This window comes from Bacillus sp. SLBN-46, assembly GCF_031453555.1.
Lineage (GTDB): Bacteria > Bacillota > Bacilli > Bacillales > Cytobacillaceae > Neobacillus.
On the sequence record NZ_JAVIZM010000001.1, the window covers coordinates 2,723,855 to 2,739,303 of the forward strand.

16 protein-coding genes and 1 pseudogene are annotated in these 15,449 nt (G+C 35.6%); 13 read left to right on the plus strand and 4 right to left on the minus strand.

Features of this window, described 5'->3' with window-relative positions:
• Positions 1-14: 14 nt before the first annotated feature.
• From QFZ87_RS14050 to QFZ87_RS14090, 9 genes are all read left to right on the plus strand, one after another.
• Positions 15-1,496 (plus strand): aldehyde dehydrogenase family protein, encoded by a 1,482-nt coding sequence (locus QFZ87_RS14050; protein ID WP_309862292.1) that lies wholly within the window; start codon positions 15-17, stop codon positions 1,494-1,496.
• A 27-nt stretch (positions 1,497-1,523) separates the two neighbouring features.
• On the plus strand, positions 1,524-2,003 hold the full coding sequence (locus QFZ87_RS14055; RefSeq protein WP_309862295.1) for a GlcG/HbpS family heme-binding protein: 480 nt from the start codon (positions 1,524-1,526) through the stop codon (positions 2,001-2,003).
• A gap of 75 nt (positions 2,004-2,078) precedes the next feature.
• Positions 2,079-2,702: a chromate transporter gene (locus QFZ87_RS14060; RefSeq protein WP_309862298.1), complete on the plus strand. Its 624-nt coding sequence runs from the start codon at positions 2,079-2,081 to the stop codon at positions 2,700-2,702.
• Complete coding sequence (locus QFZ87_RS14065) at positions 2,699-3,229, plus strand: chromate transporter (RefSeq protein ID WP_309862300.1); 531 nt, start codon at positions 2,699-2,701, stop codon at positions 3,227-3,229. The genes QFZ87_RS14060 and QFZ87_RS14065 overlap by 4 nt, the downstream gene beginning before the upstream one ends.
• A gap of 43 nt (positions 3,230-3,272) precedes the next feature.
• The gene (locus QFZ87_RS14070) at positions 3,273-3,974 is read left to right on the plus strand and encodes a GntR family transcriptional regulator (protein ID WP_309862303.1); all 702 of its coding nucleotides are present in this window, start codon (positions 3,273-3,275) and stop codon (positions 3,972-3,974) included.
• 36 nt (positions 3,975-4,010) lie between these two features.
• Positions 4,011-4,361 carry a 2Fe-2S iron-sulfur cluster-binding protein gene (locus QFZ87_RS14075; protein WP_309862305.1) on the plus strand — a complete coding sequence of 117 codons (351 nt, stop codon included), beginning with the start codon at positions 4,011-4,013 and terminating at the stop codon, positions 4,359-4,361.
• Positions 4,362-4,855: 494 nt separating this feature from the next.
• Positions 4,856-5,236: a hypothetical protein gene (locus tag QFZ87_RS14080; protein WP_309862307.1), complete on the plus strand. Its 381-nt coding sequence runs from the start codon at positions 4,856-4,858 to the stop codon at positions 5,234-5,236.
• Positions 5,226-5,756 carry an aminodeoxychorismate lyase gene (locus QFZ87_RS14085; RefSeq protein WP_309862309.1) on the plus strand — a complete coding sequence of 177 codons (531 nt, stop codon included), beginning with the start codon at positions 5,226-5,228 and terminating at the stop codon, positions 5,754-5,756. The genes QFZ87_RS14080 and QFZ87_RS14085 overlap by 11 nt, the downstream gene beginning before the upstream one ends.
• Before the next feature lie 752 nt (positions 5,757-6,508).
• Positions 6,509-7,072: a DUF2062 domain-containing protein gene (locus QFZ87_RS14090; protein WP_309862311.1), complete on the plus strand. Its 564-nt coding sequence runs from the start codon at positions 6,509-6,511 to the stop codon at positions 7,070-7,072.
• 40 nt (positions 7,073-7,112) lie between these two features.
• Here the strand turns inward: QFZ87_RS14090 and QFZ87_RS14095 are convergent, their stop codons facing one another.
• The 4 genes and pseudogenes from QFZ87_RS14095 to QFZ87_RS14110 all read right to left on the minus strand — a co-directional run bounded on the left by QFZ87_RS14095 (position 7,113) and on the right by QFZ87_RS14110 (position 10,321).
• Positions 7,113-7,472, minus strand: coding sequence for an SET domain-containing protein (locus tag QFZ87_RS14095; RefSeq protein WP_309862313.1), 360 nt, complete (start codon positions 7,470-7,472; stop codon positions 7,113-7,115).
• 149 nt (positions 7,473-7,621) lie between these two features.
• Positions 7,622-8,786, minus strand: a pseudogene (locus tag QFZ87_RS14100) (SLC13 family permease); the annotation flags it as partial.
• A 171-nt stretch (positions 8,787-8,957) separates the two neighbouring features.
• Positions 8,958-9,998, minus strand: coding sequence for a DUF3231 family protein (locus QFZ87_RS14105; RefSeq protein ID WP_309862314.1), 1,041 nt, complete (start codon positions 9,996-9,998; stop codon positions 8,958-8,960).
• A gap of 128 nt (positions 9,999-10,126) precedes the next feature.
• Entirely contained in the window at positions 10,127-10,321 is a 195-nt protein-coding gene (locus QFZ87_RS14110; protein ID WP_308083890.1) for an alpha/beta-type small acid-soluble spore protein, read from the minus strand.
• 257 nt (positions 10,322-10,578) lie between these two features.
• On the opposite strand from QFZ87_RS14110, the gene QFZ87_RS14115 reads away from it, so the two are divergent.
• From QFZ87_RS14115 to QFZ87_RS14130, 4 genes are all read left to right on the plus strand, one after another.
• Positions 10,579-11,997, plus strand: coding sequence for a spore germination protein (locus QFZ87_RS14115; RefSeq protein ID WP_309867873.1), 1,419 nt, complete (start codon positions 10,579-10,581; stop codon positions 11,995-11,997).
• Positions 11,994-13,106: a GerAB/ArcD/ProY family transporter gene (locus QFZ87_RS14120; RefSeq protein WP_309862319.1), complete on the plus strand. Its 1,113-nt coding sequence runs from the start codon at positions 11,994-11,996 to the stop codon at positions 13,104-13,106. Before QFZ87_RS14115 ends, QFZ87_RS14120 begins: the two co-directional genes overlap by 4 nt.
• The gene (locus QFZ87_RS14125; RefSeq protein ID WP_309862322.1) at positions 13,099-14,172 is read left to right on the plus strand and encodes a Ger(x)C family spore germination protein; all 1,074 of its coding nucleotides are present in this window, start codon (positions 13,099-13,101) and stop codon (positions 14,170-14,172) included. Before QFZ87_RS14120 ends, QFZ87_RS14125 begins: the two co-directional genes overlap by 8 nt.
• A 72-nt stretch (positions 14,173-14,244) precedes the next feature.
• Positions 14,245-15,435: a MalY/PatB family protein gene (locus QFZ87_RS14130; protein WP_309862325.1), complete on the plus strand. Its 1,191-nt coding sequence runs from the start codon at positions 14,245-14,247 to the stop codon at positions 15,433-15,435.
• The last annotated feature ends 14 nt before the right edge of the window (positions 15,436-15,449 follow it).

Consider the following 15,449-nt stretch of genomic DNA (forward strand, 5'->3'; position numbering starts at 1 on the left):
GGATTAAATCAAACATGAAAAAGGTGATCGTAGTGCTTACAACAAAAGTAAAAACCTTCAATAATTATATAAATGGTGAATGGCAAGAATCAGTAAACAAGAAAACTTTTTATAGTGTGAATCCAGCCAATAATGAAGATATTGTCGGTAGTTTCCAAGCATCTAACGAACAAGATGTTCAATTAGCAATTGAAGCTGCCCAAAAGGCCTTTCCCAGCTGGTCTCAAATCGCACCATCAAAACGGGCGTCCATCTTAAATCAAGCAGCAAGCATTTTAGAACAAAATGTTCAGGCCCTTGCTGAAGAGTTAACGAGAGAAGAAGGTAAGCACGTCGATGATGCCAAGAATGAAGTGATACGTTCCGCACAAACTCTTCGGTATTATGCAGTAGAAGGTCAAAGCTTTACAGGGGAGACCTTTCCAAATGATGACTCAAATATGAAAGTTTCAACCGAAAGAGAACCACTTGGAGTGGTGAGTGTAATTACTCCTTGGAACTTTCCACTTTCTATTCCTGCTAGAAAAATTGCTCCTGCATTAATTACAGGAAATACGGTTGTATTTAAACCTTCTTCTGACACTCCACTGATTGCCTTACGCTTAGTCGAAGCTTTAGATAAGGCTGGTATTCCTAAGGGCGTAATTAACTTTGTAACAGGAAAAGCATCTGACGTGGGTGACTTGTTGGTGACTCATCCAGCTGTCCGTGCAGTTACTTTTACAGGATCAACTGCTGCAGGGGAAGATATTCATAAAAAGGCAGGATTTACGACACGTACACAAATGGAGCTTGGAGGGAAAAATCCGTTAATTGTTATGGATGATGCCGACCTCAATCTAGCAGCTACGTTGGTTGTTAACGGAGGGTTTTCCTTGACGGGGCAAGCATGTACAGGAACGAGCAGGGTCATTGTTTTAAGAGATGTTAAAGACGAATTTGTTCAAAAACTTGTGGAAAAAACAAGTGCCCTTAAAATAGGACATGGTTTTGAGCCTGGTGTTAAAATTGGGCCGCTTGCGAATGAAAAGCAATTGAAAAACGTCTTGAAATATGTGGAATATGGAAAACAAGATGGTGCGACATTGGAATACGGTGGTGACCATTTAACTTCTGGTGAATACCAAATGGGATTCTATGTTAAGCCAGCAATTTTTACAAATGTTAACCCCAATTCCCGAATTGCGAAGGAAGAGATCTTTGGTCCGGTTGTGGCTGTGATAGAAGTAGATACATATGAAGAAGCTATCGCCATTGCAAATGATGTCGAGTACGGCTTGTCTGCCTCGATCGTGACGAATAATCTAAGGATTGCCAACCAATTTACAAAGGATATACAAGCAGGGACCGTAAAGGTGAATCGCACTACAACTGGTAATTTAATGAATGCACCTTTTGGAGGTCTAAAAAAATCAAGCACGTCCACCTTCCGGGAGTCAGGAAGAGTGGGGTTAGAATTCTTTACTCAATTAAAAACTGTGTATATGGGCTATTAAAAAATTCTTAATGTGAGGAGATCATACATGAAAACAGTACTAAAACTAGAATTAGAAGAAGCTAAATTAATGATTGAGGCAGCGAAAAAGAGGTCGGAAGAAATTGATGTCCTCGAAACAATTGCCATTTGTGATGATGGGGGAAATCTACTTGCTCTTGAACGAATGAATGGAGCACGTATTACAGGACCAGAGATTGCGATTGCTAAAGCCTACACTGCTGCAGGACATAAACGCTCCACCCATTTATTTAACAAAGAACCTAATGGCCCTGCCCTTCCTGGAAATGAAGCATTTGGAATTCAAATGATGCTCCCTGGAAAATTCGCTATTTTTGTTGGTGGGTTTCCTATTGTTGTAAATGGAGAAGTAGTAGGTGGAATCGGTGTAAGTGGTGGAAACGGTGAGCAAGATACGGCTGTAGGAACAGCGGCATTACAAGCCTTACAAAGCTATGTAGCTAGTGTGGGTCACGAGGTAATCACGGCGGCGGATATAAAAAAATAATAGTAATAGGACCTCATTCAGGGGAGAGGTATAGGCTGAATGGGGTCTTCAAACTAGTATTCTCTAATTAATGAAATGAATAGGTATAAAAAGGGGGAGAGTCAACTGAAAGCCTATCTGGAGTTAGCAATTGGATTTGCCCGCACTGGTGTTACCGGATATGGGGGCGGCCCCTCGACCATACCGTTGATTGAGTTTGAGGCTGTCAAAAAATATAAATGGATGACTGAAGATGAATTTGTTGAGATTTTAGCCTTATCCAATACCATGCCCGGCCCTATCGCTACCAAAATGGCAGCGTATATCGGATATAAAGTAAAAGGGGCTTTTGGGGCAGTAGTCGCCATCCTTACTCACATTCTCCCGTCTATTATTGCCATGATCGCATTATTAGGTGTTCTTTATTCTTACAAGGAATCGCCCATTGTCAGCGGAATGGTCCAAGGAGTTACCCCTGTTATTGGCTTTATGTTAGTCGAGATGGCGTATCGATTTTTCCAAAATGGTCGTAAAGGTTTAGGATTACAAAAAATGGTTACTCTTTCGGTGGTATCTTTGGTCTTTGTTCAATTCCTAGGTTTACATCCGGGAATCTTAATAGCTATTTTTCTAATAGTTGCCTACTTGATTGCAGATCGAAAAGAAAAAGCTGCAGGCACCACTGAGGTACTTATTCAGAGAAAGGAAAAAAGCTCATGATTTATTGGCACATCTTTTGGTCTTTTTTCATTGCTAATTTACTGGGTTACGGAGGGGGACCTGCGACCATTCCTCTAATTCAAAATGAAGTGGTCAATCATTACCATTGGATGACCTTATCTGAATTTGGCGATGTTTTAGCAATAGCGAATGCCTTGCCTGGTCCAATTGCGACTAAGATGGGGGGGTATATTGGTTTTCAGTTAGGAGGCTTTTTGGGGGCAATTATTGCGCTAATTGCTACCATACTTCCTTCTGCTCTTGCTGTCATCTTATTATTTAAATTTGTAAATCTATTTAAAGGATCTCCAAAGGTAGCCTTAATGACAAGAGCAGTACAGCCTATAATTGCCATCTTACTTGCCATAATGGCTTATCAATTCTTTTTAACAGCATTTGAAAATAGTGGGATTTTTCATTTACTACTTTTGGCTGGTGTCAGCTACTTTGCTTTAATGAGATTCAAAATTCATCCCTCCTTATTAATTCTTTGTGCATTAATATATGGCGGGGTATTTCTCTCGTAACTAGCGGATTTGTAAAAACTATAAAAATAAGCAGGTGGAATAGATGGACATAAGATGGGAGGAAAATAATCTTTTATCGATTCGTGAACATGCCTATTTGTTTCTAAAGGAAATGATTTTGGAAGGCGAATTGAAGGCGGGTGACCGTTTAATTGAAAGAGAACTTGCAGGGAAATTAAACATAAGCCGTACGCCTATAAGGGAGGCATTATTCCGTCTTGAGTCTCAAGGCTTTGTTAAAACAGTTCCTAGGAAAGGTGTCGTCGTTTCTAATATCTCTGAAAGTGAAGTAATTGAGGTCTTTACGATCCTAGCTTCGTTAGAAGTTTTAGCTGTAAAGTTAGCCGCACAACGAATGGATCATGAAACTCAACAAGAACTAGATCAAAAGATTCAAGAACTGTTAGCATTAAAGGAACAGGCGGAAGAGGATTTTAATCTAGAACATATTCAAATGAACCGGTTGATTAATAAAGCATCTAAAAGCCCAAAATTATTCGAAATTTTATCTGGCCTTATCGATTATATACACATGGCTGCTAATATGGGCTATGAGACTCCAGGTAGAAGGAAAGAATCATTAAGGGAGCATATTGATATCATGAAAGCTTTAAGGGATAAAGAAGCAGAATTGGCAGAGTATTTAATGAGAATTCATATTGAAAACTCTAAAAAAGCATATATCACCTATATAAAAAATATTAAAGAGAAATTGAATAGAAAAGATAAAGTGAAGAGCACTTGACATAAACTAGATCAATATAAGGGAGGAAATGATAATATGCCGAACATTCATTTTAAAAACAGTAATAAGCGATTAGAGGTTCCAGAGAATTCAAATATTTTGAGAATGTCACTTCGTTATGATGGGGAGTTGCCTAATCGTTGTGGTGGAGGCATTTGTGGCACCTGCGTTTTTAAAGCTGAAGAAGGTTCTGAATACCTTGACAAGGTAAAGGTACAGGAACGAAGAAAATTAGGTGAAGAGTGGTTAAGAGATGGATATCGTCTGGGGTGTCAAACTTTTGTGACAAATGGGGATATTACAATTTCTTGGGATGAGGAAATTACCAAACAAGTAATAAAGAAAAAGCCGGAAAAGATTCAAAAAGAAGTATCATCCATAAAATAAATCCCAGTAAAGATTATTAATCTATAAAATTTTCTATTCGGGGTGAGATCATGTGGGCATGTGACAGGCATATGAAAGAAATATTACCTTTCTTAGAAACTCCACATATTAGTAAAGCTTCCTATCAAATTAAATGTTCACTCTGTGATTGTCGTGCACTTGTTAAAATTTATTATACTCATCAGCCACTACAAATAAAAAGGAATAAAAAATTACGATCATTAGCATAACACCAGTTTCTGGCGCAATAAATAAATCCACAAACCTTCCTAAACGGTTGGAAGGTTTGTGGATTTATTTTTTTATTACATCTATTCCTGAAGCGGCTTTTCATTAAATCTTTATACCAGAGAAATGAATTCCTATTTCACCGTATTTTGTCAAATCCCTCCGACTTTTTACTTGTTTTTATGAATTAAATCGAAAAATTTGTCGTTTCGATGTATAATAAGGACTTGCAAATTTCTCTTTATCAAAAGGAAGGTGTTACTCTAATGGAATGGACATTAATTTCGTTATTTGTGGTTTCCGTACTACTGCTAATCTTTTCTATTCTTAAAACGAATCATGCTACAAAAGTAGAGCATAAACAAATTGATTTAGCACATATTTCAACAATGAAGGAAATCAATGCGATTCAAGAGTCGATTCGTAATATGGAACTTGACATGGAAGTGGTGATGAAAGAAGCAGGTGTTCAACTTTCTTCTAATGAAAAACTCTTCACGCGTGAAGTACTAGATTTATATAAACGAAATTATTCAGTTGACAGCATTGCTGAAATGAAACAAGTAACAATAAGTGAAATTGAGCAGCTGCTTATACCTTATCAACACTTAAAGGATGAAGGGAGAAAAGTTGCCAATGAGAATTAACTTATTAAGCAGCTTTGCAGCAGGTATTCTACTTACCACAAGTATTTGTAGCGTCGTGTACCTTACGAATGATCATGTATCTACAAAAACAAAGGAAACCGACAAAACAATAACTGTGCAACCATCTGTAAAAGAAATGCAAAAGAAGCTGGTAGCTAAAGGCTACATAGTTCAAAAGAAAGCAGATTATGATAAAAATCTAAAAGCAGCAAAGGCAACTACAGCAAAGCAGTCTACAAAGGAAACGACAACAAAGAAGGCAGTAAAGGATACAACAACAAAACAGGCAGCAACAGAAAACGACAAGCCTTCTAAGAAAGTAGTAACCGTTAACGTAACCGAGGGCATGACAAGTTTCGATGTAGGAAAAATGCTTATTCCATCTAAAATCGTTTCAGATGCATTCGAATTTTCACAGATCATAGAGCAAAGAGGACTTTCGAACAAATTGCGACCGGGGACATATGTAGTAGATAGTGAAATGACATTCGACCAAGTCCTTTCAACTATTTTTAAGTAAAAGGCTCTGTTATCATTCATTGTTGAATTTCGATTAGATAGGTGAATTCATAAGCGGAGAATCTCCCGCTATTGTGATATAGTGGCAACTTAATATTCAGAAATAAGGGGAGAAATTCCCACTATTGTATAAAAAGCAAGCTTAAAAAGCAGAAATAAGGGGAGAAATTACCGTTAACTGCTCAAAATAAGACAAAATCCACCGATTTGGATCATATAAGTGGAAAAACTTCCCTTATTTTTAAGGAAATAAGGGTATTTCCCAATTTAAGAGGAATTCTTCCGCTTATTTTTCGAACGCTTTGAAATCAACATTCAGTTATAACAGAGCCAAGTAAAAAATCAATTACATTAATAAAAAGTACTAGGGTTTCAAATACCTAGTACTTTTTTAACATAATGGAAAGTATAAAATTCGACTTTGAGAATTGTCCAGCTCCAGCGCCTAGCCCCTCGGGTCAAATAACCTTCTGCAATAAAAGCCAAAAGGCGGACTTGTCTTGCAGAAGAACATTTGCCTGTCGGGGCTGATCAAGGCGCTTGAGCTTTTCTTATAGGCTTCTAATTAGTTTCAAAAAAGAAAAAATTTAACAATGACATTATCGGTGTGATTTCGTTTACATTTCACAAAATGTGACTTATTATTTATTTATAGTGTAATGATAATGGCAAGGTAATTATTTAAGTAATAACCATCCAAGCTGAAATTATCTTCATTCTTTATAAATCTGTTGTTAAAGAGGAAGTAAGCATATGACCAATAAACGTAAAAAATATAATTTTGTTCAGCGCATACGACGAGCGTTCAAGTATAATTTCATAAAACTGCTACGTTCACCAGGAGGGGCTCGAAAGGTATCGCTTGGATTTGCCATTGGCTTTGGTATGGAAATGGTTGTTCTTTCCTCTGCATCACTTATATATATTTTGTTTTTACCAGTTGTTCGGCTTGCCAAAGGTTCCTTACCAGCAGCAATCATTGGAAATGTGATTGGGAAACTTACATTTCTCCCCGTGCTGCTATTGCCTTTTGCAAAAAAAATCGGAAAAATTATCTTCCCAATGAAAGTTAAATTAGGACATAATACTCCATTCTCCTTTCAAAGTTTATTACACGGTGATTTTCGAGGTGTAGTCAGTCTTCTCCATGGAGGAGTCCACGTGTTAATTGGAATGTCCATTTTTGGGATCGTACTTGGTGTGATTTCTTACTTCATTGTTCATTATTTCTACGAAAAAGAAAAAACGAAACGACTAACTAGAATCTTAAATAAACAAGCGCTTCGAAAAAATAATCTTGAAAATAATTATATTTGAGTAAGAGGCTGTTATGAGTCAGCCTCTTTTTATCAATTTTTCAAAGGACATCAAACCAAATTTCTGAATCATCATCGGGGTCTCCATTGTAATTAACTTTGATTTCTTCTCCTTCCTTAATATCTGTGTAAGCAAAAAAGTCAATTGTTTTCTTCTTTTTTCGGAGTTTGTATAAAGCATTTGGTGTATAGGAGTGGTTAAATAAAGAACCATATCCCAATGCTAAAGCACAGTCTTCTCCCCACCAAAATACATAGTCCATCAAGATAGTCTTTTTTAAATATTTGTACTCATTCTTAGGAGATATTATGACTGGGGCTACATGAATAAGTTCGCCCTTCTGGATATCCCGGGTTGCAAATATGCCTCTACCGTATTTACATTTCTTCACTTCAAACACTTTTTATACACCACCATCATTCAAACTCTTGTTAGGCAAAATCACGGTAAGATTTTTCTACTAATCTATGCTCACCAAGTTATAATTGTTTGGGTCCTTCCATAACGAAAAAGAAAAAAGCCGTTTTCTCATTCGAGAAGACGGCTTTCTTACAAAATATCTAGAATAATAAAAATTAAATATTGAGTAATGGCCAAAAATGCTAAAAATGCGAAATTATATTTGCTGAATTTAATGAGGTAATTTTTACTTTCATTCGGGTTTGCCTGAATAAACAGTTTATAGGAAATAACACTTGCCAATGAAGCAATTATTGTTCCTAATCCACCCACATTTACACCAAGGAGTAAGGGTTTCCAGTCTGTAGAGAATTGTGCAAGTAGAATCGAAGCAGGAACATTACTAATCAATTGGCTTAACCCAATCGAACTAAAAAAGACGGAAGAAGGATCTTTCATGCTCATACTTGCAAAGTTCTGTACAGCCGTTGTACTCGAAATATTCCCGATAAAAATAAAAAAGCAAACAAAAGTAATTAGCAGAAGATAATCAATTTTTATTAGAAGAGTAGCATTAACAATACACACTGTTCCGAGTGTAATGAAAAGTGCGATTGGATAACTGATTACACCAAATATCGATGCAATGATGATGACTAACACTATTCCCCAAATGATTGCCTTTTTAGGATCTCCAACAGTAACAGGATATAAATCAACTTTTATTTCTTTTGGCTCAAGTCTTTGGAAAAGGAAATAAAGAGTTCCTATTCCCAGCACAGCAATAAAGGAGACAGACATGAAAAACGGCATGGGTTTTAAACCGTAAAAAGAATAAATAAACAAATTTTGTGGATTTCCCATTGGAGTTAAGCTACTTCCAATATTAGCGGCAATGGTTTGTAAAATAATGGTGTCAATCATATTTATTTTGGTCTTTTTACTAATTAGAAGGGTTAAAGGTACAAAAGTTAGTAAAGCAACATCATTTGTCACTAACATTGAGCTAAAGAAGCAAAATAGAATAAGAATGGCTGAGACACTTTTACTATTTTTACTTTTATTCAAGATAGATATCGCAAATTTGTCTAGTACCTTTAATTCTTCTAAAGCTTTTATAGTCAGCATCAGATTAAACAAACTTATCAAAACATGAAAATTAATATACTCAATTTTGGGTATATGAATGAAACAACTTATAACTGCTAAGATAAATGAGATCGTAAAAACCAGGTCTTTTTTTAATAGACTAAAATTTAAATTCGGTCTTTTTTTCTGCTGAATGACGACAGATTCCTTCACGAGTACACCACCGATTACAATTCTAGGCTTGTTATATTAAACCTGTAAACTATTTAATATATGTACCTTATCAAATTTAATAACAAACCATAGACTACAATAAATTCAATTTCTATCCTTGTCAATTAGCAGGTGAATAGAAAAAAAGCCGTTTCTTTTATGATCACGGCTTTTAATTGGGTGCTTACAACAAATCTTCTCTATCAGCGGCTTTTGGTGGCTGTTCCATCCATCCATTTTCAATCAGGATATTAGCGCCATCATCGACAAACAAAGCAATGTTCTTGAGTGAGCGTGCATACAGCAAGCCTATATCTCGTCGACCATTTACTGCAATTGAATTTCCAAAAAATCTCATTTTCATAGAAAACATATCCACTTTGTGAAAGAGCATGAGTTTGTCTGAAAAAGGAGCAATCTTCGATTCCGTTACCAAATGATCTAAAAATGATGGAGAGGGTAAATTATCTTTATGTAATTTTTCTTTATAACGGGTCACTGCTTTATCCGTCATTTCAGTCCCCCGAATAAACAACTGTTTGACTTTTTCATTTCTAGCAACTTGGCTAAATCCCATAATTAATGCTTTACTTGTGACATTGTTTTCAATGTTATCGTAAAGGTGAGTGACTTCTAGTGCATGTAGAGGTCTAACTTCTCCCATAAACCCATGTAAAAAACTTTGGTCCTTAACAAAGTCAACTTTATCGGGAATGGGAAGAATAGGTGGTTTAATAATTAATCCCTTTGTCATTAAAATATCATTTATTTGTGTTAAAAGAGCAATGGTACAAGAATTACAATATATAAATAATTCTTTAATATCCTCTCGTAATACGATTGGAAGTGCTACGCCATATAAACTCATACCTGCCTTTGCAGCATACTTTATATAATGCACGTAAAATTCTTCTTCAAATAGCCGAGGAGCTCTCAAATTAACATCATCTTTTGTAAAACCTTTTGGAATAGGAAAGTTATCTTTATTTAGTATCTGTTCAATTCTTCGCATAAAATCCTCAGTTAAATACAAAGCATTTGCTACTAAGGTCTTAATTAAATCATCCTCAACGTGTTGAAGGAAGTATTGTAATATTTTATTTGACATACTATTGCCAACGTAAGTTGCCCAAAGTTTTGCCATTTCAGGAGCGGTTAATTTTGCACTCGTCTGTGTTTGAATTGGACGTAAATTAATCGGTTGAATGGGTTGATTCAATTCCATCTAATAATCCCCTTAGCTCTTTTTATCTTAGTTTTTTCTAATAATTAAAAGTTATGCTAATTTTTCTCAGGTGAAAAATTAAGGAAAGAGGCTGCCATGATGGTAGCCTCTAACTTGGAAATCACAGGTTATTGACCTTGTTGATTTCTTAATGTTTGTTCAGCGTAAGCGACTAAACGTTTTGTCATTTCACCGCCGACTGAACCGTTTGCTCGTGCGGTCGTATCAGCACCAAGTTGAACTCCAAACTCGCTGGCGATTTCTTCCTTCATTTGATCCAGAACATTCTCTGCACCAGGAACCAAAAGTTTGTTTCTAGCCATGATACATCACTCCCGACGAAGTTTTTTGAGCAATTAAAAATTGCTCGTATTTAATTTAACCGATTAAAAAAAACATAATGGTAGAAAATAATGGTTAAAGATGAAAAAGGTAGAAAGAAAGATGTGAATGCATGTTCAAAAGAAAACCAAAATTTCAACTACCAATCGATACCCAGGTAAAGGAAACATCAAAAGATTCCAATCAATCTAATGAAAAGACTGAGTCAAAAAATGCCTTTGAACTAATTAGAACATCCATGAAATCAGATGACTTCGTTCACTACTGTTACCCAGTAATGAACCACCATTACTGGATTTCTTATTATCAAACTATTGTGGATCCAGATGTATTACATAAAGATATTATGTGTTATTTAGAAAAAGCAAGCGGAAACTCACTAGAAAATGTAAAATCGGTCATTCCAATAGAGAATATCATTATTACAAGTGATGTAACCACAATAAGAAATAAACTGCATTCAGGGTACGTGGTTATTCAATTAGAAGAATATGATTCTTCCTGTTTGTTGGTTCAATCAGAATCCCATCAGTCTCGTACCATTTCCATGCCAGAAGTGGAGTTTTCAGTTGTAGGGCCGAAGGAAGCATTCGTGGAATCTTTAAATATTAATATCAATTTAGTGAGAAAAAGATTACCTGTTCAGGAATTAACAGTTAAGCAATTTGAAATTGGCAGATTATCAAAAACAAATATTGCTGTCTTGTATGTTGATGGTATTGCTAATGAGGAAAATGTCAATACGGTCATTCAAAGGGTGTCTGAGATTGATTTTGACCAAATTATCGACAGCTCTTTTATTACACAGATCATTTCAGATAATCATAAGTCATTATTTCCACAATTAGTTGATACAGAAAGACCCGACCGTGTAGTTGCCGTATTGGCTGAGGGAAAGGTGGTCATAATTGTTGATGGGTCACCTCATGCTTTAATTGGACCCACTTCTTTAGTGGAATTTTTCTCTGCTTTTGAGGATTATTATTTAAATCCATTAATTGCGTCAACTTTTCGAATCATTCGTTTATTTGCAGTAAGCTTCTCCATCTTAGTTACTCCTATCTATGTGGCGGCGTTGACTTTTCATTATGAATTGATACCAAAGGATTTAATGGGGACACTTATTACTTCAAGAAGGGGAGTTCCGCTCCCACCTATATTAGAAGCTGTTTTTCTCGAATTAACGATTGAACTATTAAGAGAAGCGGGTGCCAGGCTTCCAACAAAGGTAGGACAAACAATTGGTATCGTTGGAGGGATTGTTATTGGGACCGCTTCAGTTGAAGCTGGTTTAACTAGTAATGTCCTTCTAATTATTGTTGCTTTGGCTGCTCTTGCATCATTTACGACTCCAGTTTATCAAATGGGTAACACGATTCGTTTACTCCGCTTTCCGTTTCTTTTATTTGCGAACATTTACGGAATGCTTGGTGTGGTCATATGCTTTTGTTACTTGTTAACCCATTTACTTAGATTAACTTCATTAGGAAGACCCTTTTTGGAACCGTTATATCCTAGTCGTTTACAAGATCTAAAGGATGCAATATTTAGGTTTCCGTTCTCATCAAGTCCTAAGAGACCTATAAAGCTTCAAACGGAAAACCCATTACGTTTTAATCCAAAAAAAGCAAAAGAAAATAAAGACGTTGATGAATGATTGGTGTGAAAATAATGCAATCAACTGTTGAAGAAAGGTTCCAGGTATCACCGTATTTAGTTTTTTTCTTAGTCCATTCCATTCAAATTGGAGTGGGAATTCTTACATTCCAATCTGAAATTGTCAAATGGGCTGGAAATGATGCCTGGATTTCTATTTTACTAACTGGTACGCTTATACACGTTTTGATTTGGATGATGTTTCACGTGTTAAATAAAGAGGGTACGGATGTTATAGCCATTAATCAAAAAATTTTTGGAAAATGGATTGGTAACTTATTGAATATTGCAATACTGCTTTATTTTCTTTTAATTGCTATTGTTGTCATCAGAGTTTATTTTGAAGTGATTCAGGTTTGGATGTTTCCAAGAATTAGTCTATTTTCATTATGCCTGTTTTTTCTGCCACTACTTTACTACATAGTAGAGGGTGGTTTTAGAATAGTGACTGGTATTTGTTTTTTTGGAGTCATACTGCCACTATATTTAGTCTTGACTTTATTGTTTCCATTAGAATTTGCTCATGGTGAAAACTTACTTCCTATTTGGAACCATTCAATTAAGGAAATCTTGTTATCATCCAAAGGGATGGTTATTAGCTATATAGGATTTTCCACCCTATTTATTTATTATCCTTTTATTAAAGAACCTAAAAAATCTCAGAAATGGGCCCATTATGGTATTGCATTTAGTACGTTTCTTTATTTATCCACTTATATTGTAACCATCGTATTTTATAGTGAAGAGCAATTGATATCGAATCTTTGGCCAACGTTAGGTTTGTGGAAAATAATGAAAATGCCTTTTGTCGAGCGTTTTGAATATATTGGAATCAGTTCTTGGGCTTTAGTAATACTTCCTAACATTACCTTAGCTTTATGGTGTTTTATGAGAGGGATGAAACGGATTTTTGGTGTGAAACAACGAATCATTTTGCTGATTGCTTTATTAATAATATTAAGTATTGTGCCATTTATAAAAGGGTATAACCAAATACAACAACTTAGTGAGTTACTATCTTATGGAGGATATATCATGATGGGAGGATACATACCATTCATTTTTATCAGTCACTATATTTACAGCAAGGTGAAAAAACAAAATGAATAAAATCCACTTACTCATAGTTAACTTTATCATTCTTTTGGTAGTAACAGGTTGTTCGTCAGAACAGAATATCATTGATGATATCGATCTAGTGACAGCTGTTGGCTATGACTATATTGATGAAAATCACGTGAGAGGAACCGTTTCTATTCCTATCTTTAAGCCTGATAAATCTATTACTAGCGGAACATTTTCAAGTATCTCAACCTTACTACGAGAAAATCGTGCAAAGCTTGATTCCGAATCAAATAAACCCTTACTAAGCGGAAAATTAGAGCTTGCTCTGTATAATGAAATGCTTGCTAAGCATGGAATATATGATTACCTCGATTACCTTAATAGAGACCCAAGTGTCGGTTCACATGTTTTTCTTGCAGTGGTAGAGGGAAATGCAAAGGATTATCTTACAAAAAAATACGAAACACAGGATACTGGCCTCTATATTTCCGGTATTCTAGAAAAAAATATGAAAAGAGGGACCATTCCCAAGACAAATCTACATCAGATGCTCTATACGTATTATTCAAAAGGTGCTGATTTGTTTCTACCTCTATTAGTATTAAAGGATGATAAGGTTAAGATCAACGGAATAGCTTTATTTAAGGGAGAGAAATACGTTGGTAAAATTTCGTTTAATGAACTTTTTGCCTTTAGAACTCTTGTTGAAGATTATAAATTTGGCATATATCCACTGCATATTCAAAAATCTTCAGCAGACCTTGAGAATATAAAATCTAGAAGACATTATAGGGTGGATAACACAGGTTCGATTCCTAGAGTAAACATTGATATTGAGATAGAAGGAGTCATTAGGGAATATAAAGGAACAGCAATGAATCACGAAGTTATACAAAGATTGGAGAATCAATTTGAGGAGCGGCTAAATAAAGATTATCAACGCATTATTTCAAGAACTCAAGCATTAAAGGTTGATTCACTTGGAATTGGAGATATCTTAAATAGTCGAATAAGAAACTTTGATTTTAAAAGATACAAGGATTACTATCCAGAAATGAGCATCGAAGCAAAGGTAAAAGTCAACATTACTGAGTATGGAGTTACCCAATGATTTTAATTTGTAATTGTTTTGAAAGTAAATTCTAGTAATATTTGTTAAAATTATATAAAAAGGAGGGTTTTCATGAAATATAATTTTGATGAAATCGTCAACCGCAGAGGTACCTATTCAGTTAAATGGGATGGTGGAGAGTTAATTAAAAAAATGGGACTGACGGAAAGGTATGATGAAAACACCATTCCACTATTTACAGCTGACATGGATTTACCCGTACCACAACCTTTAATCGACGCTTTACATAAGACGGTAGACCATCGGATATTTGGTTATTCCATTTTTCCTAATGAGTATTTCGAAGCGATTCAACATTGGTTCAAAAAGAGGCATGATTGGGAAATTCAGAAGGAAGAAATTCTTTTTAGTCCTGGTACCGTTCATGCACTTACTGTTGCTGTTAGGGCATTAACTCAGCCAGGCGATGGAATAATTATTCAACGCCCGGTTTACCCTCCATTTACATCAGCCATTGAAGCAAATGGCAGAGAACTATTAAATAACGCTCTCATATGTAATGAAGACGGCTATTATCAAATTGATTTTGCAGATTTTGAAGAAAAAGCAAAAGATGAAAAGACAAAAATGTTTATTTTGTGTAATCCCCAAAATCCAACAGGAAGAATCTTTAACAAGGATGAACTTAGAAGATTATCGGAGATTTGTGAAGAAAATAATGTGATTATTATTGCAGATGAAATTCACGGAGATCTAACTCGTCGCAATCAAACATTTATTCCTATTGCAAAAGCTTCTGATCAGCAGGGGCATATTATTACTTTTACGGCCATCAACAAAACGTTTAATGTTGCTGGACTTCATTGTACGAACGTAATAATAACAAATCCAGAACATAGGAAAACATTCAGTAGCGTCATGGGCATGCATTTACCGTCCCCATTTACCGTTTCAGCTCTATTAGCGGTTTACCATGAGGGGGAAGATTGGTTAGAGCAATTGAAGGAATATATTGATGGCACGATGGAGTGGGTAGTGGATTTCTTGGCCGAAAGAATGCCGATGGTAAAAGTGAGAATTCCTGAAGGAACCTATATCATGTGGATGGATTTTAGCGGTTATGGATTAACACCAGAAGAAGTTCATGATCGAATCTATAATAAAGCAAATGTCTTACTTGAAGACGGTAAAATGTTTGGGGAGGAGGGCTTGCATTTCCAACGAATTTGTATCCCTTCACCTAGACCGATTATTAAAGAAGCTTTTGAACGGATCGCACGGGAATTTGAAGATTTAAAGTAAAATTCTTCCGTTAC

What these genes read in the sequence shown, in the direction of transcription:
- QFZ87_RS14125 (WP_309862322.1), top strand. Translation starts at nt 13,099, where the DNA reads ATGAATAAAATCCACTTACTCATAGTTAACTTTATCATTCTTTTGGTA.
- QFZ87_RS14060 (WP_309862298.1), top strand. Translation starts at nt 2,079, where the DNA reads ATGAATAGGTATAAAAAGGGGGAGAGTCAACTGAAAGCCTATCTGGAG.
- QFZ87_RS14055 (WP_309862295.1), top strand. Translation starts at nt 1,524, where the DNA reads ATGAAAACAGTACTAAAACTAGAATTAGAAGAAGCTAAATTAATGATT.
- QFZ87_RS14130 (WP_309862325.1), top strand. Translation starts at nt 14,245, where the DNA reads ATGAAATATAATTTTGATGAAATCGTCAACCGCAGAGGTACCTATTCA.
- QFZ87_RS14110 (WP_308083890.1), bottom strand. Translation starts at nt 10,321, where the DNA reads ATGGCTAGAAACAAACTTTTGGTTCCTGGTGCAGAGAATGTTCTGGAT.
- QFZ87_RS14050 (WP_309862292.1), top strand. Translation starts at nt 15, where the DNA reads ATGAAAAAGGTGATCGTAGTGCTTACAACAAAAGTAAAAACCTTCAAT.
- QFZ87_RS14065 (WP_309862300.1), top strand. Translation starts at nt 2,699, where the DNA reads ATGATTTATTGGCACATCTTTTGGTCTTTTTTCATTGCTAATTTACTG.
- QFZ87_RS14120 (WP_309862319.1), top strand. Translation starts at nt 11,994, where the DNA reads ATGATTGGTGTGAAAATAATGCAATCAACTGTTGAAGAAAGGTTCCAG.
- QFZ87_RS14115 (WP_309867873.1), top strand. Translation starts at nt 10,579, where the DNA reads ATGAAATCAGATGACTTCGTTCACTACTGTTACCCAGTAATGAACCAC.
- QFZ87_RS14070 (WP_309862303.1), top strand. Translation starts at nt 3,273, where the DNA reads ATGGACATAAGATGGGAGGAAAATAATCTTTTATCGATTCGTGAACAT.
- QFZ87_RS14080 (WP_309862307.1), top strand. Translation starts at nt 4,856, where the DNA reads ATGGAATGGACATTAATTTCGTTATTTGTGGTTTCCGTACTACTGCTA.
- QFZ87_RS14075 (WP_309862305.1), top strand. Translation starts at nt 4,011, where the DNA reads ATGCCGAACATTCATTTTAAAAACAGTAATAAGCGATTAGAGGTTCCA.
- QFZ87_RS14090 (WP_309862311.1), top strand. Translation starts at nt 6,509, where the DNA reads ATGACCAATAAACGTAAAAAATATAATTTTGTTCAGCGCATACGACGA.
- QFZ87_RS14085 (WP_309862309.1), top strand. Translation starts at nt 5,226, where the DNA reads ATGAGAATTAACTTATTAAGCAGCTTTGCAGCAGGTATTCTACTTACC.
- QFZ87_RS14105 (WP_309862314.1), bottom strand. Translation starts at nt 9,998, where the DNA reads ATGGAATTGAATCAACCCATTCAACCGATTAATTTACGTCCAATTCAA.